This is a genomic window from Bradyrhizobium sp. URHD0069 (genome assembly GCF_000701345.1).
Classification (GTDB): Bacteria; Pseudomonadota; Alphaproteobacteria; order Rhizobiales; family Xanthobacteraceae; genus Bradyrhizobium.
This window is the reverse complement of record NZ_JNIJ01000016.1, coordinates 35,854-59,882: the sequence shown is the minus strand read 5'-3', so window position 1 is coordinate 59,882 and position 24,029 is coordinate 35,854. Positions and strand designations below refer to the sequence as shown.

At 60.8% G+C, this 24,029-nt stretch carries 18 protein-coding genes; 14 read left to right on the top strand and 4 right to left on the bottom strand.

Going from position 1 to position 24,029, the window contains the following annotated elements:
- Positions 1 to 13: 13 nt before the first annotated feature.
- The 4 genes from N554_RS0110735 to N554_RS0110720 all read left to right on the top strand — a co-directional run bounded on the left by N554_RS0110735 (position 14) and on the right by N554_RS0110720 (position 5,761).
- Positions 14 to 1,165, top strand: coding sequence for a DegT/DnrJ/EryC1/StrS family aminotransferase (locus tag N554_RS0110735; protein ID WP_029583468.1), 1,152 nt, complete (start codon positions 14 to 16; stop codon positions 1,163 to 1,165).
- 103 nt (positions 1,166 to 1,268) lie between these two features.
- On the top strand, positions 1,269 to 2,798 hold the full coding sequence (murJ, locus tag N554_RS0110730; protein WP_029583467.1) for a murein biosynthesis integral membrane protein MurJ: 1,530 nt from the start codon (positions 1,269 to 1,271) through the stop codon (positions 2,796 to 2,798).
- Between the two features lie 65 nt (positions 2,799 to 2,863).
- On the top strand, positions 2,864 to 5,167 hold the full coding sequence (locus tag N554_RS0110725) for a xanthine dehydrogenase family protein molybdopterin-binding subunit (protein WP_029583466.1): 2,304 nt from the start codon (positions 2,864 to 2,866) through the stop codon (positions 5,165 to 5,167).
- Between the two features lie 147 nt (positions 5,168 to 5,314).
- Positions 5,315 to 5,761 (top strand): c-type cytochrome, encoded by a 447-nt coding sequence (locus N554_RS0110720; RefSeq protein ID WP_029583465.1) that lies wholly within the window; start codon positions 5,315 to 5,317, stop codon positions 5,759 to 5,761.
- A 78-nt stretch (positions 5,762 to 5,839) separates the two neighbouring features.
- Here the strand turns inward: N554_RS0110720 and N554_RS0110715 are convergent, their stop codons facing one another.
- A complete protein-coding gene (locus tag N554_RS0110715) occupies positions 5,840 to 6,265 on the bottom strand; it encodes a CHRD domain-containing protein (protein ID WP_029583464.1) in 426 nt (141 codons plus the stop codon).
- Between the two features lie 179 nt (positions 6,266 to 6,444).
- On the opposite strand from N554_RS0110715, the gene N554_RS0110710 reads away from it, so the two are divergent.
- On the top strand, positions 6,445 to 7,380 hold the full coding sequence (locus tag N554_RS0110710; RefSeq protein ID WP_029583463.1) for a c-type cytochrome: 936 nt from the start codon (positions 6,445 to 6,447) through the stop codon (positions 7,378 to 7,380).
- Position 7,381: 1 nt separating this feature from the next.
- Here N554_RS0110710 and N554_RS0110705 read toward each other — a convergent pair whose 3' ends face one another.
- A complete protein-coding gene (locus N554_RS0110705) occupies positions 7,382 to 7,627 on the bottom strand; it encodes an Lrp/AsnC ligand binding domain-containing protein (protein ID WP_029583462.1) in 246 nt (81 codons plus the stop codon).
- A 127-nt stretch (positions 7,628 to 7,754) separates the two neighbouring features.
- On the opposite strand from N554_RS0110705, the gene thiD reads away from it, so the two are divergent.
- On the top strand, positions 7,755 to 8,555 hold the full coding sequence (gene thiD / locus N554_RS0110700) for a bifunctional hydroxymethylpyrimidine kinase/phosphomethylpyrimidine kinase (RefSeq protein WP_029583461.1): 801 nt from the start codon (positions 7,755 to 7,757) through the stop codon (positions 8,553 to 8,555).
- Positions 8,556 to 8,757: 202 nt separating this feature from the next.
- Here the strand turns inward: thiD and N554_RS0110695 are convergent, their stop codons facing one another.
- On the bottom strand, positions 8,758 to 9,246 hold the full coding sequence (locus N554_RS0110695) for a MerR family transcriptional regulator (protein WP_081851220.1): 489 nt from the start codon (positions 9,244 to 9,246) through the stop codon (positions 8,758 to 8,760).
- Positions 9,247 to 9,338: 92 nt separating this feature from the next.
- On the opposite strand from N554_RS0110695, the gene N554_RS0110690 reads away from it, so the two are divergent.
- The 6 genes from N554_RS0110690 (at position 9,339) to N554_RS0110655 (ending at position 17,782) form a co-directional block, all read left to right on the top strand.
- Positions 9,339 to 9,980 carry a cation efflux transmembrane domain-containing protein gene (locus N554_RS0110690; RefSeq protein ID WP_036052889.1) on the top strand — a complete coding sequence of 214 codons (642 nt, stop codon included), beginning with the start codon at positions 9,339 to 9,341 and terminating at the stop codon, positions 9,978 to 9,980.
- Positions 9,973 to 10,395 carry a ferrichrome ABC transporter substrate-binding protein gene (locus N554_RS0110685; RefSeq protein ID WP_245283568.1) on the top strand — a complete coding sequence of 141 codons (423 nt, stop codon included), beginning with the start codon at positions 9,973 to 9,975 and terminating at the stop codon, positions 10,393 to 10,395. The genes N554_RS0110690 and N554_RS0110685 overlap by 8 nt, the downstream gene beginning before the upstream one ends.
- Positions 10,396 to 10,524: 129 nt before the next feature.
- Positions 10,525 to 11,691: an efflux RND transporter periplasmic adaptor subunit gene (locus N554_RS0110680; RefSeq protein WP_029583457.1), complete on the top strand. Its 1,167-nt coding sequence runs from the start codon at positions 10,525 to 10,527 to the stop codon at positions 11,689 to 11,691.
- A 9-nt stretch (positions 11,692 to 11,700) separates the two neighbouring features.
- Positions 11,701 to 14,931 (top strand): efflux RND transporter permease subunit, encoded by a 3,231-nt coding sequence (locus N554_RS0110675; protein WP_051677435.1) that lies wholly within the window; start codon positions 11,701 to 11,703, stop codon positions 14,929 to 14,931.
- 1,763 nt (positions 14,932 to 16,694) lie between these two features.
- Positions 16,695 to 17,048 carry a hypothetical protein gene (locus tag N554_RS0110660; protein ID WP_081851219.1) on the top strand — a complete coding sequence of 118 codons (354 nt, stop codon included), beginning with the start codon at positions 16,695 to 16,697 and terminating at the stop codon, positions 17,046 to 17,048.
- A 251-nt stretch (positions 17,049 to 17,299) separates the two neighbouring features.
- A complete protein-coding gene (locus tag N554_RS0110655; protein WP_156041880.1) occupies positions 17,300 to 17,782 on the top strand; it encodes a hypothetical protein in 483 nt (160 codons plus the stop codon).
- Between the two features lie 436 nt (positions 17,783 to 18,218).
- On the opposite strand, the gene N554_RS0110650 is transcribed toward N554_RS0110655, so the two are convergent.
- Positions 18,219 to 18,866, bottom strand: coding sequence for a hypothetical protein (locus tag N554_RS0110650; protein WP_156041879.1), 648 nt, complete (start codon positions 18,864 to 18,866; stop codon positions 18,219 to 18,221).
- Positions 18,867 to 22,124: 3,258 nt separating this feature from the next.
- On the opposite strand from N554_RS0110650, the gene N554_RS0110625 reads away from it, so the two are divergent.
- Both N554_RS0110625 and N554_RS0110620 read left to right on the top strand, forming a co-directional pair.
- Positions 22,125 to 22,937 (top strand): UDP-2,3-diacylglucosamine diphosphatase, encoded by an 813-nt coding sequence (locus N554_RS0110625; protein WP_029583448.1) that lies wholly within the window; start codon positions 22,125 to 22,127, stop codon positions 22,935 to 22,937.
- Positions 22,937 to 23,992: a glycosyltransferase family 4 protein gene (locus N554_RS0110620; RefSeq protein ID WP_029583447.1), complete on the top strand. Its 1,056-nt coding sequence runs from the start codon at positions 22,937 to 22,939 to the stop codon at positions 23,990 to 23,992. The genes N554_RS0110625 and N554_RS0110620 overlap by 1 nt, the downstream gene beginning before the upstream one ends.
- The last annotated feature ends 37 nt before the right edge of the window (positions 23,993 to 24,029 follow it).

Sequence of the window (24,029 nt, the reverse complement as noted above, 5' to 3'; positions counted from 1 at the left end):
CTTGCCAGGCCCCATGAATCAGCACCTGCGTCCAGAACCCGTGCCCTTCATCGACATCGCCGCGCAGCGCCGCCGGCTTGGCAAATCCATCGATGAGGCAGTCTCCCGCGTACTCGGCCATTGCCAGTTCATCAACGGGCCGGAAGTGGCTCAGCTCGAGGCGCAGCTTGCGGCTTTCAGCGGGGCAAAGCATGTCGTGACATGTGCCAGCGGCACCGACGCGCTGCTGATGGTCCTGATGGCGAAGGGCGTCGGTCACGGCGATGCGGTGCTCTGTCCGTCCTTTACGTTTTGTGCGACCGGCGAGGCGGTGGCGCTGACCGGTGCGACGCCGGTATTCGTCGATGTCGATGAAGCGACGTTCAACATCGACGCAAATTCGCTGAAGCGCGGCATCGCGAGCGCCATCAAACTCGGCCTCAAGCCCAGGGCGGTGATTCCGGTCGACCTGTTCGGCCAGCCCGCCGACCATGACGCGATCGGCGCAATCGCGGAAGCCGAAGGCATGTTCGTGCTCGACGACGCGGCGCAGGCATTTGGCGCAAGCTACAAGGGCCGACGTCTCGGCGCGTTCGGCCTTGCCACCGCGACCAGCTTTTTCCCGGCAAAGCCGCTCGGCGGCTTTGGCGACGGCGGCGCGATTTTCACCGACGATGCACAACTCGCGGAAACGCTGCGCAGCATTCGCGTTCACGGCCAGGGTTCGGACAAATACGACAATGTCCGTCTCGGGCTGACCGGTCGGCTCGATACCATGCAGGCAGCCATCCTGATCGAAAAACTGAAAATCTTCGAGGATGAAATCGCCGCGCGCAACAAGGTGGCGGAACGATATGCGCGCGGTCTCGGCAACGTCGTGACCGTTCCGCGTGTCGGCGGCGGCTGCACCTCGGTCTGGGCGCAATACACCATTCGGCTGCCCAAGGGCTGCGATCGCGACGGCTTCGCCACCGCGCTGCAGGTGCAGGGCGTTCCGACCGCGATCTATTATCCAAAATCGATGCATCAGCAGACCGCCTATCGGGACTTCCCCGTGGCAGATGGCGGCTTGCCGGCAAGCGAAACCTTGTCCTGCGACGTCATCAGCCTGCCGATGCACGCCTATCTCGATGAGCCGACGCAGGAGCGGGTCATCAAGGCTGTGCGCGGCGCGATTAGCGGATGATTTCGAAAAGTGGCGTCCGGTTTTCGGAAAAGATCGTGCGCAAACAGATGTTTCTGCTGATTTCGCCGTTTTGAAGCGCCGCCGCATGCTGTAGAAGCGGCTGATGCTCGGTCGTATTTTCACCGTCGGCGGCTATACGCTTCTTTCGCGGCTGACCGGCTTCGCGCGCGACATCATGCTCGCGGCGATCCTCGGCGCCGGGCCGCTAGCCGATGCGTTTTTCGTGGCCTTGCGCCTGCCCAATCACTTCAGGGCGATTTTCGCGGAAGGCGCATTCAATGCGGCGTTCGTGCCGGCCTACGCGCATGTCCACGGTGAGCGCGGCAAGGCTTCGGCGAGGCTATTCGCCGACCGCATCTTCACCTTGCTGTTTTCCTCGCAACTTGTTTTGCTCATCGCCGCCTGGTTCTTCATGCCGCAGGCCATGAGCATTCTCGCGCCCGGCTTCACCGACGACGTAGAGCAGCGGCGGCTGGCGATCGAACTGACGCGGATCACCTTTCCCTATCTTTTGCTGATCACGCTGGTGACGCTGTATGGCGGCATGCTCAACGTCATGCATCGCTTCGCCAGCGCCGCGGCGGCGCCGATTTTTCTCAACATCTCGATGATGGCGACATTGGCTTTGGCGGCGCTGTTTCCGGGTGCAGGCCATGCGGCGGCATGGGGAGTGCTGATATCGGGTTTTCTGCAGTATTTTCTGCTGGCCGGCGATCTCGCGCTTCATGGCGGGCTGCCGCGATTCGCACCGCTCAGGCTCGATGAGGATATCCGTTCGTTCTTCCGCGCGCTCGGGCCGGCGACGCTTGGTTCGATGGGGACACAGGTCGCGTTGTTCGCCGATACGATCATCGCGACCTTTCTTCCGGTGGGGGCGCTGTCGGCGCTGTACTATGCCGACCGGCTTAATCAACTGCCGATCGGTGTGATCGGGATCGCGATCGGTACGGTTCTGCTGCCGGAAATGTCGCGACGGTTGACGTCGGGCGATCATGCCGGGGCGATGGCGTCGCAGCGGCGGGCGTTCGAATTTACGCTGTTGTTTTCGGTACCCTTCGTGGCCGCGTTTCTGATCGTTCCAGACGTCATCATGCGGGCGATGTTCGCGCGCGGTGCGTTTTCGAACGCCGATGCGGTCGCCGCCGGCGCGACGCTCGCCGCCTACGCGGTCGGGCTGATTCCGTTCGTGCTGATCCGTAGCGCGGTCGCGACCTTTTATGCCCGCAAGGATACTGCAACGCCGGTGAAGGCGGCGCTGATCGGCGTCGCCGTCAATGTCGCGCTGAAAATTGCGCTGGTGGGGGCGCTGGCGCAGGTTGGTCTGGCGCTCGCGACGGCCGTGGGCGCCTGGATCAATCTATTGCTGGTGGTCGGGTTTGCGGTGCGGGCAGGGTACCTTGATTTCGACAAGGCCCTGATGCAATCGCTGGTGAAATTTGCGGTGTCCGGGATCGTGCTGGGGGCGGTGCTGTGGTTTGCCGCAGGATTTGCGGTATCGCATCTTGCCCGGATGAGTGCGTTGCGTGATGAGGCCGCACTTTTGCTGCTGATCGCGGTCGGTACAGTTGTTTATGCTGGCTTGATCCGGCTGCTGTTTGGCTGGGGGTGGCTGAGGTCATTGGTGCGGAGCTAAATCCTTTGCGCCGCCTCGCGATCCGCTGCAATATGGTGAAACAACTACAGGGAAACGGAGATACGATGGCTCCCATCAAATTTGGCGTCGGTCAAAGCGTCCTTCGCAAGGAAGACGATGCGCTTATTCGCGGCAAGGGCCGCTACACCGATGACCACGCGCCGTCGGCGGCGATGCACGCGCTGGTGCTGCGCTCGCCTCATGCGCATGCGAAATTCACCATCAATGCCAGCCGCGCCCGCGGCCTGCCGGGGGTAGGCACAATCCTGACCGCAGAGGACGTCAAGGAACTCGGCGGTCTGCCATGCCTGTTCAATCTGGAAGAGAATCCGTTCACGGGGCCGCCCTATCCGATCCTGGCGAATGGTGAGGTGCGGCATGTCGGCGATGCCGTCGCCTTCGTCGTCGCTGACACGCTCGACGAGGCCCGCGATGCGATGGAGGCGATTGAGGTCAACTGGACGGTGTTGCCGGCCGTGGTCGGCGTCGCCAATGCGGTAAAAGAAGGTGCGCCGCAGGTCTGGCCCGACCAACCCGGCAACGTGTTGTTCGACGTCTCGATAGGCGACAAGAAAACCACTGAAGCGGCGTTCGAAAAAGCCCATGCGGTCGCCGAAATCTCGATCGTCAATCCGCGCGTCGTCACCAACTTCATCGAAACGCGCGCGGCAGTCTGCGAATACGACGCCAAGCGCGATCATCTGACACTGACGATCGGCAGCCAGGGCAGCCACCGCCTGCGTGAAATCCTGTGCCAGATGGTCTTGAAGATTCCGCTCGAAAAGATGCGGGTGATCTGCCCGGATGTCGGCGGCGGTTTCGGTACCAAGCTGTTTCCCTACCGCGAATACGCGCTGGCCGCGGTCGCCGCGCGCAAGCTGCGCAAGTCGGTCAAATGGACCGCCGACCGCGCCGATCACTTCATGGGCGACGCGCAGGGACGCGACAACGTCACCACGGCTCGAATGGCGCTCGCCGAGGACGGCAAGTTTCTCGGGATGGACGTCGATCTGATGGGCGACATGGGCGCCTATCTATCGGCATTCGGGCCCTACATTCCCCACGGCGGCGCCGGAATGCTGCCCGGCCTCTACGACATCCAGGCCTTCCATTGCCGGGTGCGCACGGTGTTCACCAACACCGTGCCGGTCGATGCCTATCGCGGCGCCGGGCGGCCGGAGGCCGCCTATGTCGTCGAGCGGCTGGTCGATGCCGCGGCGCGCAAAGTCGGCATGACGCCGGATGCGATCCGGCGCAAGAACTTCATTTCGCCGCGCGCGATGCCCTACAAGACCGCCACCGGCAAGGTCTATGATTCCGGCGACTTCACCGCGCATATGAAGCGCGCGATGGAAATTGCCAACTGGAAGGAATTTCCCAAGCGCGCCAAGGCCGCGAAGAAGCAGGGTCTGGTGCGCGGCATCGGGCTCTCCACCTATGTCGAGGTGTGCGGCACGATGGGCGAGGAAACCGCCAACGTTCGGCTCGATCCCAATGGCGACGTCACGATCCTGATCGGCACCCAGTCGACCGGGCAGGGCCATCAGACGGCCTACGCGCAACTCATTGCCGAGCAGTTCGGGCTCGCGCCCGAGCGCGTCCACATCCTGCAAGGCGACACCGACCAGATCGCGACGGGGCTTGGCACCGGTGGCTCGGCTTCGATTCCGACAGGCGGCGTCAGCGTCGAGCGTGCGACCCGCGAACTCGGCAAGAACTTGCGGGAGATCGCCGCCGAAGCGCTGGAAACCAGTCCCGGCGATCTCGAGATCAACGACGGCACCGTGCGGATCGCCGGTACCGACCGCTCGATCACGTTTGCCGACCTCGCCAAGCGGCCCGGCGTCGATCCGTCGAAGCTGAACGCAAGTGCGACGTTCACCAGCGCCGATGGCACCTTCCCGAACGGCACCCACCTTGCCGAAGTCGAAATCGATCCTGCCACCGGCATCATCAAAATCGTCAACTATGTCGTCGTCGATGATTTCGGGGTGACACTGAATCCACTGCTGCTCGCCGGCCAGGTTCACGGCGGCGCGATGCAGGGCATCGGCCAGGCATTGATGGAGCAGGCGGTCTACAACAAGGACGGCCAGCTCGTCACCGGCACCTTCATGGATTATGCGCTGCCGCGCGCATCGGATGGTCCGTCATTTGTATTCGAGACCCATAACGTTCCCTGCAAGACCAATCCGCTGGGCGTCAAGGGCGCGGGCGAGGCCGGCGCGATCGGCTCCTGTCCGGCCGTCGTCAATGCGATCATCGACGGCCTGTGGCGCGAATACGAAATCGATCACGTCGACATGCCCGCCACCGCCGAGCGCGTCTGGATTGCGATTCGCGAGCATCAGCGCCGGCACAGCCTGTGACATTTTGTCGGCGCGGGGGGAATGAAACGTCAGGCCTGGTGTTGGACTGATCGGGCCCTGGATCACGACGGATCGCTCGTGGCGTGATCTGGAAGGCTTGATCTGAAAAGCTTGCTCTGAAAAGCTTGGGAAACGGAGAACTGGCCGATGATACGAACTGTCGTTATCGTGGGGACTCTGCTGCTTGGTGTTGGCGTGGTGGCGGCACAGCAGGACCAGGTTGCCAAGACGCAGCTTGCGATGAAATCCAATGGCAAGAACCTGGGCGCCATCAACGTAATGGCCAAAGGCGAAAAGCCTTACGATCAAGCCGCCGTCGATGGAGCACTTGCGGGTCTACAAGAAGTCGCCGACAGGTTTGCGACGCTGTTCCCCGAAAGCATCAAAGGTCTGCAACCGGACGGCGACTATTACGCCTCGCCGAAAGTCTGGACCGAGCGAGCAAATTTCGAGGCCCATAGCGCAGGTTTCGCCAAGGCCGTAGTCGAGGCCAAAGGCAAGATCAAGAACCTGGCCACATTGAAAGCGGAGATGCCCGCTCTCATCAAGGTATGCTCCAACTGCCACGAGACCTTCCGCGTGAAAAAAGGATAACGCTTAAACAATCCGTACAAGCAAAAGGAACGAACGCCTGATGCGTCCGTCCTTTTTGGCTGCTATCGCGATGCAGCGTTACTTCGTAACCTGACCGCGGATTTCGCCGCCCGGATTGGCCGCGGTGTGGACGTTGACGTAGTACTTGCCAGCCATCAGGTCCGCAGCCTGGGCGTCTGTCAGCGTGGCGCTGCCTTCGGCGGGGCTCGAACCTGCATTCGGGATCGGGACGGCGACGCCGGCGTTCTTGCCGGCTTCCGCCGGCCCATGGAAATGCGCGGCGGTGGCGGGACCGGAGAGCCCCGAATAGGTCAGCTTCCAGGTCAGCTTCTTGGTGGCGGCATCATAGTCGATGTCGGCTGTTCCCTTGCCGGCGCTGGTGTTGGGGGGCACTTGGGATTTGCCGTCGAGGGTCGCTTTCATCTTCTCGGCGAAGGCAGGTCCGGCAAAGGCAATGGTTGCACCCAGCGCAAGCGTGGCAAGCATGGTCTTGGTTGTCGACATGGTTCTCTCCCTGTTGACGTCAAGTAATGGTGTCAGTTTCAAAACAATGGGGTTTCGGCTTTAATCTGGCGACGAGCAAACGTCCTAAAGTTTCCAGCAGCCTATGGCTGGATAGCGGCCATACTAGCCTTTAGATAGAAACGGACAACAGATAGAAGCGGATAACGACGGATCGGTGAATGCCGCGACGAATTTTCTTTGTTATCATTCTAGCTGGCGCTGCCGCTCTTGGCGTGTACTGGTGGCTAACGGCTCCGCCGATCGCGCGAGCGGTCACGGCCGCCTACACCCCAAACCTTGCAAACGGACTGACAACATTCAATGCTGGAGGATGCTCGTCCTGCCATGCCGTGCCCGGTCAGCCCGATCGTGCCAAGCTAGGGGGTGGCCTCGCGATACCTTCTCCGTTCGGGACCTTCTACGCTCCGAATATCTCGCCAGATCCGGTCGATGGCATCGGGCGATGGAGCGAGAGCGATTTCGTCCGCGCGGTGACCGAAGGGATTTCCCCAACCGGGTTTAACTACTTTCCGGCCTTTCCCTATACGTCCTACGCGCACGCGAAAACCGAAGACGTCCGCGACCTCTTCGCCTACCTGAAAACGCTTGCGCCGGTGTCCGGCCAGGTACGCGATCATGACGTGCCGTTTCCATTCAACGTCAGGCGCAACATCGGGATCTGGAAATTGCTGTTTATGGACGGCAAGCCGTTCACGCCGGACGCGTCGCGCTCAGCGCAGTGGAATCGCGGTGCGTACCTCGTCAACAGCTTCGGCCATTGCGCGGAGTGTCACAGTCCCCGGAATTTCCTTGGCGGCATCATCTCCGCGCAACGCTTCGCGGGCGGACCGAATCCGGAAGGCGAGGGCTGGGTGCCCAACATCACGCAAAAAGGGCTTTCAGATTGGAGTGAGAAGGACATCGCCTATTTCCTCGAGACCGGGCAAATGCCGGATGGCGACACCGCTGGCGGTTTGATGGTGCGCGTGATCAGGAATATTTCGCAATTGAGTCCCGATGATCGCGCAGGAATCGCCGATTATCTCAAGTCGCTGCCGCCGGTGGACGGGCCGCCGCGGCCCAGGAAGGCGCCGAAGGAGGGCGACAAATCCTGATCTAGCCTGTGCCGAACGCCTTGAAGGTGATGATGGTGTGGGTGTCCTGGATGCCGGGAATGACCTGCACCTTCTCGTTGACGAAATGACCGATATCGGTGTCGTTGTCGACATAGAACTTGACCAGCAGGTCGTAATCGCCCGCGGTCGAGTAGATCTCGGAGGCGATCTCGGCCTCGGCGAGCGCGTTGGCGACGGCGTAGGACTGGCCGAGCTTGCATTTGAACTGGACGAAGAAAGGAACCATCACTGTCGTCTCCGATAGGCATAGCGCTGGGCTCAATATAACGTTCAAGAACTTGCTGGCAACAACGCGCCGCGCTAGGAGAGGGCATGACCTTCGTCGGATCGCTGAAATTCCTGCGAGCAGAGCGATGACGCCGCCCATTGCGCTCACCATCGCCGGCTCGGATTCGTCAGGCGGCGCCGGCATTCAGGCGGATCTGAAGACGTTTGCTGCGCTCGGTGTCTATGGCGCGTCTGCTATCACGGCCCTGACCGCGCAGAATACAACTGGTGTAACCGGAATTCATCAGGTGCCGCCGGATTTCGTGGCCGCGCAAATCGACGCGGTTTTCGGCGACCTCGATGTGAAGGCCGTCAAGATCGGCATGGTGGTGCAGCGCACGACCATCGACGCCATCGTCGCTGGACTAGAGCGATGGTCGCCAAAGCATGTCGTGCTCGATCCCGTGATGGTTGCGACGTCAGGGGACCGGCTGCTGCCGACCGAAGCCGTTGAAGCGCTACGAAGCAAACTCATTCCTCGCGCCTCACTGATCACGCCGAACCTGCCGGAAGCGGCCGCGTTGCTGGATGAACCGGCGGCGTCGAGCGAAGCCGCCATCGAGAGCCAGGGCAGGCGGCTGCTCGCGCTGGGATGTCCCGCAGTGCTGATCAAGGGCGGTCATGGACAAGGCCCTGAGAGCATCGACTATCTCATCAGCGGCAATGGCGTCATCGCGCTGACAGCGCCACGTATCGACACCAGGAACACGCACGGCACCGGATGCTCGTTGTCATCGGCCATCGCGGCAGGCCTTGCGAAGGGCGAAGACATGGAAAGCGCGGTTCGTCACGCCAAGGCCTGGATCAGCGCGGCGATTGCTGCCGCCGATCGCCTCGATGTGGGCCGCGGCAATGGACCGATCCATCATTTTCATAAGTTCTATTAGGGCACCTCACCATCGTCGTTTCGGCGTTCGCCGGGACGACATAGCGCAACGGGCGTCGGCGGGGGGAGGAAGCCGCTCGCTTGCTACTGCGCCAGATGGTGGCGGATTAGCGAAGCGTAATCCGCCGTTCACCTGCGATAAAGAGGCGCAATACGCTTCGCCCATCCGCCCTAAGGGCTGAAGGCTCGGACCTTGGGAGCGGTCAGTTTGCCTGTCGGCGTGAAGGCGCGGGTTTTTTCTTTTTCCTGGGACTACCCGTCAGTGGGGCTGTCGCCGTCTGCCCATGGCTTCCAAGGCATTCGCCATGCGAGGCGAGAACTTCGATCACGCGGCATTCGCGTATCTCACGTTGGCTGCATTCCGTCAGCATCCGGCTTACTTCGGCGCGCAGCAGCTCAAGGCGCGCTATCTTGCTTTCGATATCGGCAAAGTGCGCGCGGGCGATCGCATCTGCCTGCGCGCAGGGGCGCTGCGGTTGATCGGCCAGCGCAAGTAATTCGCGGATGGCATCCACTTCAAAACCCAGTTCGCGGGCATGGCGGATAAAGCTCAGCCGCCGCACGTCCTGTTCGTTATAGGTGCGCCGGTTGGAACCAGTCCGCAGCGGAGCCGGAAGGAGATCGACGCTTTCATAATAGCGGATGGTCGGCACTTTGACGCCGGTTTCCGCCGCGAGCCTTCCGATCGGCATTGTCTGTCCCGGAGCCAAATGAATAATCCTCTTGATCCTCTAGTCACTAGAGGATGTAGGGTCGAAGCTGCTGAGGTCAAGGAGATAGTTTCATGTCGGAAATACTGCTCTGCCAGCGATGTCGCGGCAATCCGAAATTCGATGGTATGAACCCCCGCTATAAGGCGGTTCTCTGGACTGTAATCGCCATCAACGCGATCATGTTTGCTGTTGAACTGACGGCCGGCCGAGTTTCCGGTTCCCAGGCGCTGCAGGCCGACGCGCTCGATTTCCTCGGCGACACCCTGACCTATGGCATCAGTCTCGCCGTGATAGGCGCTTCCCTCACAACCCGTGCGACGGCGGCTCTCTTCAAGGGCGTCAGTCTAAGCGCGATGGGCTTATGGGTCTTCGGCTCTACGGCCTATCAGTTTCTCATCCTCGGATTACCCCGGGCGGAAATCATGGGCGGCATCGGCTTCCTTGCTCTTGCCGCGAACCTCGCGAGCGTTCTTCTCCTGCTGCGGTACAAGGATGGGGACGCCAACGTGCGCTCCGTCTGGCTTTGCTCACGGAACGACGCAATCGGCAATGTTGCCGTGATGCTGGCTGCGGCAGGAGTGTGGGGTACGAGCGCGGCATGGCCCGATCTTGTTGTTGCTGCGATCATGGCCGGGTTGTTTCTGACCTCTTCGCTTCAAATCATCCGGCAATCACGCGCTGAATTCCGGGCTGGCGCAACCGTCGTTGTTTGATATACAGGCCCTTGAAAACGCCGGCCGAGAGGCGTCCACTGGCAAAACGATGATGCAGGTTAGTGAAACTTTGGCAGGAGCAACAACCGGAAGCCGGCTTCGCCGACTGCCGTTCGTCCTGCTGCTGACGGTTGGCCTGCTGGTCTCGCTGATCCATTGCGCCGGGTGCGATCTTGGTTTCGCCAGCACCAATACAACTGAGGTGGCGTTGAACCTGGACCAGGGCCCCGCCCCGGATTCTCCCGAGCAACAGTTGCCGTGCCACAGCGGCCATTGTCTTTCGCACGCTACCGCCCAACAAGTGGCAGCCGTGGTGACACCGGTTGACCTAATTCCGCGGGCACCTTCCTTCTTCGGGGAGCAATCGCCGCGCTCGCTGGCCGGACTTCCCCTCTTCAAACCACCCCGCGCCTGACCTCCCACGCGGCCCTTTAGGCCCGTTGGCATGTCGCGTTGCCGCTACAGGCAACGCGACGGCTTGCATGCATTCAAGAATGGTTTGGCGAAGTCACGAGCGGTCAAAGCTCGTCACGGGATATTTGCAATGGTCAGAATTTGGTTACTCGCGGCTGTGCTCGTGCTCGACGCGGCATTTCCCCTCGCGGCTCGCGGCGAAAAACCTGGTGCCGGCGAAGAACACCACGACGACGCGACGGTAAAGCTCAGCGAGAGGCAGGTAGACGCCGGCAAGTTCGCTGTCAGCGAAGCGCAAGGCGGAACGCTGAGCAAACGCATTACGGCACCCGGCTCCATCGTGCCAAGTGGCGACCACATCGCGCGCGTGGCGGTGCGGTTGCTGGGCACGGTCACAGAGTTACGCAAGCGGCTGGGTGATGCCGTGCAAGCGGGCGAAGTTGTTGCCGTGATTGAAAGTCGCGAGGTGGCCGACGCCAAGAGCGAATACCTGGCCGCACGGCTGGTGTTCGACCTGCAGCAGACCTTGTTCAATCGTTCAACGAGCCTGTTTGAGGGGAAGGTCGTTAGCGAAAACGACTTCCTGCGGGCGCGTACCACCTATGAGGATGCCCGCGTCAAAATCGAGATCGCCCGCCAAAAGCTGTTCGCACTCAGCCTGACCGCCGAACAGATTGAAGCCTTGCCCCAACAGCCGGTCGAGACGCTGCGACGACAGGAATTGCGGGCGCCAATTGCTGGACGCGTCGCGGAACGCCGCGTCGAGCTTGGCTCGCTGGTTGGCCGTGAAGGCCAGGAAAGCGAGCTGTTCGTCATCGTCAATTTGAGCGTTGTCTGGGCCGACCTTGCGGTACCGCCTTCGGAGCTGGCGAGTATCCATGAAGGCCAGCAAATCACCATCGCCGCCGGTACGGGGAGCGAGCCGTCGCCTGCGACCATCATGTTCGTCAGCCCGCTGCTCGACAAGGACACCCGGGCAGCCCGCGTGGTCGCCTCGATCGATAACGCCGCGCTCAAATGGCGGCCAGGCTCATTCATCACGGCCGAGATCCCAACGGATGAAACACCGGCAGCAATCGTGGTGCCCAAAACAGCTTTGCAGTCGATCAAGGGCGATCCGGTCGTGTTCGTACGCACGGCTGAGGGCTTTGAGGCGCGCAAGGTCTCCCTCGGCCGGCAGGATGCGCGCCTGGTCGAAGTGATCGCCGGCCTCGCTGCCGGCGAGCGTATTGCCACCACCGGCACCTTCACCCTCAAGGCTGATCTCGGCAAGGCCGAGGTCAAGCATGAACACTAGGGGGCAATCATGATCAGCCGCGTCCTCGCGTTATCGATTCAGTACCGGTGGGTTGTGGTGTTGCTCAGCGTGGGCGCTGTTGCGCTGGGTGTGTGGTCATTGGTCCGGCTTCCCATTGACGCCGTGCCCGACATCACCAACAAGCAGGTCCAGGTCAACACCACGGCGTTCGCGTTGTCGCCGGTCGAAATCGAAAAACAGGTGACGCTTCGCATCGAGACGGCGCTTGCCGGCATACCCGGACTCGACAACACCCGTTCGATTTCGCGCAACGGCTTCTCCCAAGTGACCGCGGTTTTCACCGAAAAGACCGACATCTATTTCGCGCGCCAGCAGGTCGGCGAACGATTGCTCGAACTGCGCCCGAACCTGCCGCCTGGTGTCGAGCCGAAGATGGGGCCGATCTCAACCGGCCTCGGTGAAATCTACATGTGGTCGATCGACTTTGCCCCCGCGGGGCCAGATGCCGGCGCTTACGTCACGCCCGAAGGTGAACGGCTCAATACGGATGTGGAGCGGGCTGCGTATCTGCGCACCGTGCAGGACTGGATAGTCCGGCCACAGATCAAGAGCGTCATGGGCGTGGCCGGCGTCGATTCGATCGGCGGCTACGTCAAGCAGTATCAAATCCAGCCTGACCCTTCGAGGCTGATCTCGCTCGGCCTGTCCTTCGGGGACGTCGTTCGGGCCATTGAAGCCAATAACGTCAGCCGCGGTGCCAGCGTCATCGAGCGCAACGGCGAGGGGATCGCCGTTCGTACTGGTGGAAGGCTTGAGAATCTCACGGACATTGGTGATGTTGTCATTAGCACACGCGGTTCGGTGCCAGTGCGTGTGCGCGATGTTGCCCAAGTGGCGGTCGGCGGTGAAATCCGCACCGGCAGCGCCAGCGAAAACGGCCACGAGGTCGTTGTTGGCACGGCACTGATGCTGATTGGCAGCAACAGCCGCACTGTGGCAACCGCCGTCGACGCCAAAATTGACCAGGTGCGTCGCACCCTGCCGGCCGGCATTGAAATCCAAACCCTGCTCAACCGTACCCAGCTCGTGGATTCCACGGTGAGGACCGTCGCCACCAACCTCGGCGAAGGCGCTCTTTTGGTAATCCTCGTGCTGTTCGTGTTGCTCGGCAACTTCCGCGCTGCGCTGATAACCGCGCTTGTAATTCCCGTGGCCATGCTGATGACGGCAGCCGGCATGTTGCAGGGGCGCATCAGCGCCAATCTGATGAGCCTCGGCGCGCTGGATTTCGGTCTGATTGTCGATGGCGCGGTAATCATTGCTGAAAACACGTTGCGGCACTTGGCCGAACGCCAGGCGGCATCGGGCCGCGCCCTCTCTCTTCGCGAGCGTCTGGAAACCGTCCACGGCGCCGCCGAGGAAATGATCGGTCCTACCGTGTACGGACAGGCAATCATCATTCTGGTCTATGTACCTCTGCTGACCTTTAGCGGGGTCGAAGGCAAGATGTTTGAGCCGATGGCGCTGACGGTCATTCTCGCTTTGGTCGCGGCGTTTGTGCTGTCGCTGACCTTCGTGCCGGCCCTCATTGCCATCTTCGTTACCGGCCGCGTCTCTGAAGGCGATAGCGGAATTGTTCGGCAGTTGAAGGCATCCTATGCCCCGTTGCTTGTGCGCACGATCAAACGCCCGCTGCCGGCGATGGCCGGTGCGGCCATCTTGTTCGCCCTCGCGTTGCTGGTTTTCTTCCGCCTGGGCCACGAGTTCATTCCGACCCTGGACGAAAAAAACGTAGCCATGCATGCAATACGCATTCCAAGCACCAGCCTGGCGCAATCGCAGGCCATGCAAATCGAAATCGAAAAGACCGTCAGCGCATTGCCGCAAGTCGCCTTTGTTTTTTCAAAAACGGGAACGGCCGAGGTTGCGACTGACCCGATGCCGCCGAATGTCGGCGATACCTTCATTATCCTCAAGCCACAACAGCAATGGCCTGATCCAAACCTTTCCAAAGATGCCTTGCTTGAACAAATCGAATCTGCCGTTCGTGAATTGCCGGGCAACAGTTACGAGTTCACCCAACCGATACAAATGCGTTTTAATGAGCTGCTGGCGGGCGTTCGCGGCGACGTAGCGGTCAAGGTCTTTGGCGATGAGTTCGAGCCGCTGCTGCGCGCCGCCGACCAGGTCGCTACTATCCTGAGGGCCACCAAGGGCGCCAAGGATGTCAAAGTCGAGCAGGCCAGCGGCCTGTCCATTCTGGACATCACCGTAGACAAGGCGGAAATCGCCCGGCGTGGACTGAGCCTGGCAGCAGTGCAGGAGGTTGTTGGCACGGCAATCGGCGGACGGCATGCCGGCGTCGTATTTGAAGGTGACCGGCATTTTGAGATTGTGGTGCGATTGCCGGAAGCGATCCGCAACGACCTCGATGCTTTGAAAAGCCTGCCGGTATCCCTTCCCACGACAGGCACCGTATCCTTGACCGTTCCCCTGGGTCAGCTAGCGGCCTTTACGCTACGCGAAGGTCCCAATCAGGTCAGCCGCGAAAACGGCAAGCGCCGTGTCGTGGTGACTGCCAACGTGCGCGATCGCGACATCGCTTCCGTGGTGAACGAGGCGCGCGCGCAAATCGATGCACAGGTGAACTTGCCAGCCGGCTATTGGATGACGTGGGGTGGGCAGTTCGAGAATTTGGAGGCGGCTCGGCGGCGATTGTCGATCGTCGTGCCTGCATGCTTCCTTGTGATTTTCCTGCTGCTGATGAGCGCACTCGGCTCGGCACGCGATGCCCTGCTGGTGTTTAGCGCCGTCCCACTCGCCCTGACGGGTGGCGTACTAGCCCTCTGGCTGCGCGGCATCCCGTTCTCCGTCTCTGCCGCCGTGGGCTTCATCGCCCTATCAGGAATCGCAGTCCTCAATGGCTTGGTGATGCTTACATTCATCAAGCAATTGATGGCGCAAGGCCAGGAAAAGTTGGATGCGATTTATGAAGGGGCGCTGACCCGACTGAGACCGGTCGCAATGACGGCCCTGGTGGCTTCACTTGGCTTCGTCCCGATGGCGTTGGCCACTGGCACGGGCGCGGAGGTTCAAAAGCCAATCGCGACCGTCGTGATCGGCGGCCTTATCAGCGCAACCTTGCTTACGTTGTTCGTTTTGCCGGCGCTTTACGCCTTGTTTGGACGCAAGCGGCCGGAGGAAGTGGTCCACCTCGAACTCCCACGGAGGGCCGCAGCGTATGGTTCCCGGCGTTTGCCGGGACGACATAGCTCGTAGGGCGGATAGCGAGCGTAATCCGCTTCGAGCTACGGCGGACAGCTCGGCTGAGTTGCCCGACGGGCAAATCAGCAAGTTGGCTGTCTAGCCTCGTTTGCAAAAATATTCCTGTTCCCGTTTGACCCAAATCACTTCTATATCCCCCGCTGTCTCACCCCATGAGAGGGGCGTATCGCGATCGTCACGGACGCGGGGTGGGATGCGGTGGACGCGGCAGCGTCGGCGCGCGAGGCGAGCGCAGGGCGAGTTGAACCTCGTGAGCGATTTGCGGCGCGCAGACGAACGGCGCTGATGCGGACGGCAAAGCCGTGTGGTCCTGTCGTCCAGCAATTTTTTACCCTTGGGGAAAACTCAAGAAACCTCGGCCAATTAAGGGCTTCTATGGATTTGCGGCCCGCGCCGGGGTGCCTTCGGAGCGGCGTCGGGCCCTATTAGGCCCTAGTTTCACACCCAGCGCCCTTGGGCGAGAGTTGGGGTTGCGCCCGGCAAGGCTCAATCCGATCGGGCTGCGCCCCGGTGTCGGGCCGATCGCGGCGCGTGACCGCCTGTGCGCTGGCGCGGTAGCCCTGCCGCTGGCGGCGCGCTGTACGGCCTTCCTGTGGCCCTCTCGATGCTGACCTGCCCGATGTCTGCCGCCTGTCGTCGTCGCGAGCGGTCCCCCTGTTGATGTGGATCAATGTAGGCCGAGCCGGGGTGGATGCACTGGCAGATGGTTCATCCAGTCAGGGAGGTTTGACATGAGCGCAATTATGAAGTCGGAAGCGATCTCTCGTCGGAAGGCCCTTTCTCTGGTGGGTTTTGCGGCTGCGTTCGGCCTCGCCGCAGTTCCCGCCGTACTGACAGTGTCCGATGCTGAGGCCCAGACCGCCGGCATGGACCGGCGTCAGGATCGGCGTGAAGGGCGGCAACAGCGGCGTGACGACCGTCGCACTGGGCGCACAGAACGACGTGAGGAGCGGCGCACAGGTACGACTACGGGCGCAGCTCCAGCGGCGACAACTCCCGGCGCAGCTAAGTAATTTCACTGGCCCGGCGAGGTCATGACGGTGCGCCTGACCGGAGCCGCGCGGATGCCGTGTAACGGCGTCTAACGCGCCAGCTAACGGAATGTGGCGTCAACGTGTCGAGGTGTGCGGGCGCTGCTGGCAGTCCGTCGCCTGCCGCCGTCGTGACGCTGGCGTGCTCGACGTGGTGATGACGCGATGACTATCGGTCGCCTGTCCGCGTCGTGCGTGCTGTCGCGTTGTCGTCGTCGGTCGTGATGACGCGATGAGCGCGAAGGGCTTGCGATGTCCGCATTACGCGCACAGAATACCGGTCGCGGAGGGCGCAAGCCATGACCCAACAATCAGTGAAGCGCATACCCCAGTGGCTCAGGATCGATCTGCTGGTGATCGTCGTGTCGCTAGCGACTATCGGTTTCTATATTTTCTATATCGCCTAGCCATCATTGATAGAGCCGCCTATCAGTGCTGCCGCTTGCTGGCTTGCCCTGCGTCCGGTCGGCCGACGCCGCGCGATGGCCTCCGGCGCGAAGGGCTGGCGGTGGCCGCATGATCCGCAGCGCCCGCGGCTTGGTCGCGAGATCGGCGGTGGCAGCGGTCACGGTGCCGGTACAGCGGACGGGCCATGAATGGGGAAACCATGGCCGTGATATTGGGAAGCTGGCCAGCCTGTGTACAGACGCACCGTCCTTGTGACTGATCGTCGTGGTCTGTATTGAACCTGTAAATGCTGGGTTCGCTTTAAGGTTGGGGGCTTTAATGAAAGTGGTGCTCGTTGCACTAGTTGCTTGTTTCGTTGGCGCGCAAATGCTTGCACCAACCTTTTCGCTTGCCGACGTTCTGAGATGCAAAATCGACGGCTACAACGAAGACATTTTCATCACCACTTCGCCCGACACCAATCAAAACGACGGTCAATACGCCCGGATCGGCATCTCGCCCGGCATCGGCAACAGAGCCATTGTCTTCGCCGACCGCATGGGTGCTAACGCATTCGTTGAACTGAATACCGACGGCACGCCGGTTGGGCGGCTTACTGTGCAGAAGAATATGCGCGTGATCAAATCAACTCAGTCAATCGTAAGTGCGGGTGTGTGTGCTCGATTGCGCTGAGATCGAAGCCGCGCGCGGGGTGTCACTCGTCAGGCCGCACACGAGTTGCCGGGTCCCTCTGGAAGCGTAGGTAACCGCCGGGGCCGCGCGACCGCGCCCTTTGAGGATATTTGCCAATGCGCATTCTCGACTCAATTTTATGCCGGTCGGTACACAAAGGCGGTGCGCGATGTGGCGACTGACGGGCTTGTCGCGCACAAGATCGCTGGCATAGTAGCGCCCATGATCGTCGGCGTGCCGGACCACCAACTTTGAAAGAAACGGCCATTGGCTGGATGAACCTTGCGTGGGATACAACCATTGACGAGGCGCGAGGCTTTCAGGATGTGGAGGATCTATATGATAACATTGAACAGGAGCATGGCGCTGATGTAGCGCAAACAGCCATCGCGAAGCATTGGCGTGCGAAACAACTGACGTTGAACAACGCCTTCAGTCTCCTACAGCAATCTTTGGAAATTGCATTAAAGGCCAGAATTGCAGAGGTCAGCCCGTTTCTTCTAATTGCAGGCGATCCCCGGACTTGGCCTAAACCCAAAGACGGTAGCAATCTCATAGATTTTTCCAGCTTTCGAACAATCGACGCTGTTCAACTTTGTGGTGCCGCAAATGCGGTATCCGCCGCACCGCTGTCGAAAGACTTTACGGAGTTCTATGATCGGCTAAGGCAGTCGCGAAACAAGATCGCCCATCTCAACGCCTCGGCCATAATAATCGCCTGCCGGTTGGACTAATGCCACAGCAAGCAAACGAAAAAAGTAGGGGCACGCGCAACTACGACAATCGAGGCCAAGCCGCTCCTTAGCTATCCGCCGTCTTTGCTCACCCAGCCTCGGGCGCAGTGCCGATTTTCCAACGCGGCACCCGGAAAACGGGGGGGTGCACACAAAAAGAAAGGCCGCCTGCGTTGCCACAAGCGACCCAGTCTAGGGAGGAAACGCCCAAAGAGGGCAAGCGATAGCGGGGGACTACCGCATACCCTTAGCTAAGACGATCGCGATCAGCGGCTCAATTGAACGTAAGGGATCACGGACCGATACGAAGGTTTATAGCGCTCGCCCTTAAGCCGACCACTTCCCGCGCTAGGCAAACGAAAGCCCGCCGTCCGGCCAGCTCTGGGTTCACGAAATCAAGCATGATGGCTACCGGCTGATGGTGTGCCGGTGATGCTCATCGGGTTTTTACCGCCGCGCAGAACTGTTCCGTGACCGCCGTCGTTTCCTCGGTGACGTTCCAGCCGTTCGTCTCGGCGTTTTCCTTGGCCAACTTATGCTCGATCTGAAGCATCTTTTTGATTTGCGCGTACGGTTTCCAGTCGGCCTTGGACAGCTTGACGGGAGGCGCACCGCAGACGTTGTGGGCAATCGCTTTCTGCACACTAGTGCTGACGTCGCTCATGTGGCCCTCGACCACGGCGGTGAAGCGCGCCTTGGCATATTGGCTGTTGGCTGCGATGAAGTCCTTGCAGAAGGCGACCCGTTGACCTCCGTCGCGGGCCTTGATGTAGGCCGTCAGCGTTTCGTAATGGAGGCGGTAGGCGAGTTTGTCGGCGTTCGGGTCGGATTTCACCGCTTCGAGCATGGCGCGGTGGTCACCCGAGGTGGCTTCATTGATCCTGATGTCACATACTTTGGCGAGGGAGACGACCGGAACGTAGGCCCGCACCTTGGCTTCCAAGGCGTCGTTGGCGTGTGCAACTGGTGCGAACAGGCTGGCGGCGATTGCGAAAGCAGCGAGACAGCGTTTCATTGGTGACATGCTCCAGATCACCGGAACAGCAAGCGGCGGCGGGGTTGGGATCGCGGTGGCCGACCGCACACACCAGCGCGGCGACCCAGCCGCGAAGCGTCCAGCCCAGAAAACGGATTGAGCAACTTACTGCGCGAATTCCTTGGGCGGCTGTCGAGCGCCCATCTTGATCTGGATCATGGTTCCGCTGCGTGACCGAGACGGCAGGCCGCAGAAAATCTCAGACCTCGTCCTTGGCCTATACGCAGTCGAGCGGCGGGCGTTGATCTACGTCAAGCGAGGCAGGTGAGGTCGCCGCCGTCGATACCACCGCGCGACTTGCCAGCGGGCATTGCCCGGCTCAAAGTCGCCAGCGGTGTCGTCGCGGATGAGCGGGTGCCGCCACGAAGGTCGCGGGCCGACGTCGGCAAGGAAGGTCGCAAAGTTGCACCAGCGATCGCAGACCGGGCCGCGAGATGGCATCGCAAGCCACGTGGTGAATACGGGCGGGTAGGCGCGATAATCGGCCACCGCGAAATCCCCCGACGGATGGGGTGACCATATTTCATTTCGGTTTTAAAGAATGGTCTGTCCGGGCGCTGACATACTGCGCCCGACGCGCTTTTTAGTCGCAATCGCCTTGCGCATGTCGTCGGCCAACTCGAACAGGCCGCCAACTGAGGCGGCCTACTCCGGCTTAGCCTCTCCGGATCTGCGCCAAGTTTACCACGCCCCCTAGAGCGTTTGGGCGCCTGGCCTGCTAATCAGTTCGAAGGAGCGGAAGCCAGTCGTATTGTACCAGCCATCCATCCGCTCGCCGCAAACCTCACAGTCGGCGTCGTCTGTGTCAAAGGGTGTTGTGGTGAAAGTCTTTCTATAGATGGCCCCGCACCCGCACTTGTAGTGCCCGATAAGCTCTCGCCAGCCTCCGCTCATGGTTCGCTCTCCCAATCCGGCTTGTGCTCGATGCTTTCTTCCAATTCAGACAGGCGCGATGATGGTCTCATTCGCTTCGCAGGCCACAATAGTAGACGCGAAGACCGAAACCCGGCTCCTCAGGTTCGAAGCGGGTCAATATCAATGGCCTACTGCATTTGGAGCACGGAGGCCGAAGATGGTCGACAAACTTGAAATTAAGAGGGGCTGTCTCGGTATGGATCAGGTTGCGCCTTTGCGGCAGGAATAGCCAGTCAATTCCGCAATAGGCGTTGGCCGTTTGTCCGGGGCCTCAAAACGGGAACGCACAACGCCGCCAAGCTGAATAATGCTGGCGGCGTTGGCATAAATCCGGACAGCGCAATCCCCCGGTGGCTATCTGTCTGAACGGGACGTGCCAAGGTTCAATGCAGGTTGCAGCGGTCCGGACGAATTACGTCCCCCCATGGAACTAGTGCCGAGTGCGGGTACTGGCCGAAATAGGCCATTCGTGATTTCAAAACAGGCCACCGTCACGGACAGTTTAATAGCGACGGCGGATAGCGAACCTATATCAGAACCGTGCCGGTTTCCCCCCATCCGGTACATCTCTAAGCCAACGCGGCCCCAGCTAGCCCCCGAGAGCTGGGGCCGTTTCTTTTGGAAGGTAAAGAACCCATTGCGAGAGGCCGCCAACGGAGGCGGCCTCACACTGTTTCGACGCTGGCGGATTAGCTCTGTTTGCCCTGCATGCAGTCTACGACAAATTTTCGCTTGATGGCGGCTTGTGTTCTATCGCCACTCCCATTGAACCCGCGCTGACTTGCGAGCTGTATGCATTCGTCTCGCGTCTTCTTTGCTGCTTCCGCAGGGGCAATCGAAGCCGCGATCAGCGCAAATGCAAAAACAACCAAGATGCCTATTCCAATTCTCAAAATGACCTCCCATTCATTGCAATCCGCAAATTCTGCTGCAGTTCAACTCGCTGCGCAAGGGAAGTCTCGTGTCGTTGGCGACGATGAAGCCTTGCCGTCTCAGCCCAAGCCCATCAACAGATGTTGGCTGCGCTGCGGCGTCTCCGAGTCACGTTAGATGAAGGATAACCGCAAGCTGCGCATCACGCCAAAAATACGAGCCATCTACGCTCAACTAAAGGCGGCGACCAACCAAACAGAGATCGCGGCTGCCCGACGGGCAAATCAGCAAGTTGGCTGTCTAGTCCCGTTTGCAAAAATATTCCTGTTCCCGCCGGACCCAAATCACTTCATAAGCTTCGCCGTCTCACCCCATGAGAGGGGCGTATCGCGATCGTCACGGACGCGGGGTGGGATGCGGTGGACGCGGCAGCGTCGGGCGCGCATCGGCAATCGCAGGGCGGGTTGAACCTCGTGAGCGATTTGCGGCGCGCGAGACGAACGATGTTGCAGCGGACGGCAAAACCGTGTGGTCCTGGCACCCGTTGCTGGTGTCAAGTCGGCGGAGGTTTTCGTTGGCCCAACCGGGCTCTGACAAAACCTTCAATCCGCCGATGACGGTGACAAGACGAATTCGTCGCCGGGGAGAGCACGATATAAGCCGTTAAAACCATTGCGTGCGGGAATGCCGGGTGTTCCGGTGACCTGCGGTGACTACCGTGTGCTTACTACCAATGCACACGGGCTGCGGGTGCACCGTGCACCCGGCATTCCCCACGCCCTCACTTTTCCTGGGCGAAAAATTCCAGCACGACTCGGGCGCTTCGCGCCGCGGGATCGCGCGGCTGCGTTTACTCTCGATGTCATCGCCCGGCTTGACCGGGCGATCCAGTATTCCAGAGACGTCAATGATAAACCGAGGAGCCGCGGCGTACTGGATACCCCGCATGCGCGGGGTATGACGACTTTTGACGTCATTGCGAGGAGCGAAGCGACGAAGCAATCCAGCTTTTCTATGCGGCGGCAATTATGGATTGCTTCGCGGAGCCTGTCATCGGGCGCGCATTCGCACGACCCGTTGGCTCGCAATGACGGTCTCTTGCCTCTTGGCTGTTAGAAATTTGAATCGAATTTGCGCTGGCAAACGTAGCCCGGATGGAGCGAAGCGCAATCCGGGATTGCTGTCATTTGAGACGGCCCCGGATTTCGCGGGAACGACATCGAGAAATTGCGCATTCGCGCGACCCGTTGGCTCGCAATGACGGTCCAACATAGGGCACGCCGCTCACAGCCCTCACAACTCCCGCGCATTGCCCAACGCGAACGAGGACACGCCTCGGGCGCATGTCGCTTGGTTGTCGCACGGCGCTGCTATTCGCGACTCAGCAGGCGCACCACTGATTCGCCCCGCCGTTGCTGGATGACACATGAAAAGTCGCGATCTGTTTCGAGCGAATGGCTCCATCGGCGGCATGAGCCGTCATCACGCCGTCATGGGATTCTGTTAGCATGCTCGCGCATGGGAAGTTACACTATGAGTGAAGAGTGTCCGGAACGACGCTTTCGCACTTTGTTTATCTCCGACGTCCACCTCGGAGCCCGCGGCTCGCAAGCCGAACGACTGCTGGACTTTCTCCGCAGCCATGATGCCGACACCGTCTATCTCGTCGGCGATATTGTCGATGGCTGGGCGCTGCAGTCCAACTGGTACTGGCCGCAGTCGCACAACGACTTCGTGCAGAAAATGCTGCGCAAGGCGCGCAAAGGCTCCAAGGTCATTTACGTCCCCGGCAATCATGACGAGTTCCTCAGGAACTACTACGGCACGCATTTCGGCGGCATCGACGTCGTGGAAAATACTGTTCATGTCGGTGTCGATGGACGGCGCTACCTCGTCATTCACGGAGATATTTTCGACCTCGTGGTGCAGAACGCGCGTTGGCTCGCCCATCTCGGCGACAAGGCTTACGATTTCGCGATCCGCATGAATCGCCTGGTCAATATGTTTCGGCGCTGGTTCGGCGTGCCCTATTGGTCGCTGTCGCAATGGGCGAAGCTGAAGGTCAAGAATGCCGTCAACTATATCGGCGCCTTCGAACAGACGTTGGCCGCCGAGGCGCGCCGTCACGGCGCGGATGGCGTGATCTGCGGCCACATCCACTACGCCACCATCCGTGACGAGCATGGAATCAGCTATATGAACTGCGGCGATTGGGTGGAAAGCTGCACTGCGCTTGCCGAGCACGAAGACGGCCGGTTTGAAATCATCACCTGGACCGACCCGCTGCGCCGGGCGGTCCCTGTTGTCTCCGTAGCGGCGCGTGCCGCCTGATGCGAATTCTGGTCGCGACCGATGCGTGGCATCCTCAAGTCAACGGGGTGGTGCGGACGCTGAGCATGATGGCGGAGGCGGCCAAGGCGTTTGGCGTCGATGTCGGCTTCCTCACACCCCAGTCGTTCCGCACCTTTGCGATGCCGAGCTATCCGGATCTGCGCGTGGCGTTGCCGGGTCCGGCCAAAATAGCGCGACTGATCGCTGACGCGCGGCCCGACAGCATTCACATCGCGACCGAAGGGCCGATCGGACTATTGGTGCGGCGTCATTGCCGCCGGCACAAATTGCCGTTCACCACGAGCTTCCATACCCGATTTCCGGAATACATCTCTGCGCGTTTACCGATCCCTGAATCCTGGATTTGGGCGGCGCTGCGCGCCTTCCATGGACCGAGCCAGGCGGTGATGGCAGCGACGCCGGCGCTGGCGAGCGAGTTGCGCGGACGCGGCTTTCGCAACGTGGTGCTATGGCCGCGCGGCGTGGACGCCAGGCAATTTCATCCGCGCCCGGTCGACCTTGGCTTGCCACGGCCGGTGTTCCTCTGTGTCGGCCGCGTTGCGGTCGAGAAAAATCTCGAGGCGTTTCTCGGCCTCGACTTGCCCGGCTCAAAAGTGATCGTCGGCGATGGACCGGCGCGGGCGGCCTTGGCCCGAGAATATCCGCAAGCCGTATTTCTCGGCGCCCGGCAGGGCGAAGCATTGGCGGAAGTCTATGCCGCGGCTGACGTCTTCGTGTTTCCGAGCAAGACCGACACCTTTGGCTTGGTTCTTCTGGAGGCGCTCGCAAGCGGCCTGCCGGTCGCCGCGTTTCCCGTGACCGGGCCCCGCGACGTGATCGGCCACGAGCCGGTCGGCGTGCTGAACGACGATTTGCGGGTAGCGTGTCTGTCCGCGCTTGAAATTTCACCGCAAGCCTGCCTCAACTTTGCCGGAAAGCACACCTGGGAAGCTTCGGCGCGGGCATTCGTGGAAAACATAACGGACGTCCGCAACGTCGATCCGGAAAGCGATGCCCTGCAATTTGCGGCGGAACAGCCGCGTTTCGTTGCCTGATCTCGCGCAAGTGTCTTGCCCGTATGTCGGGGTACGC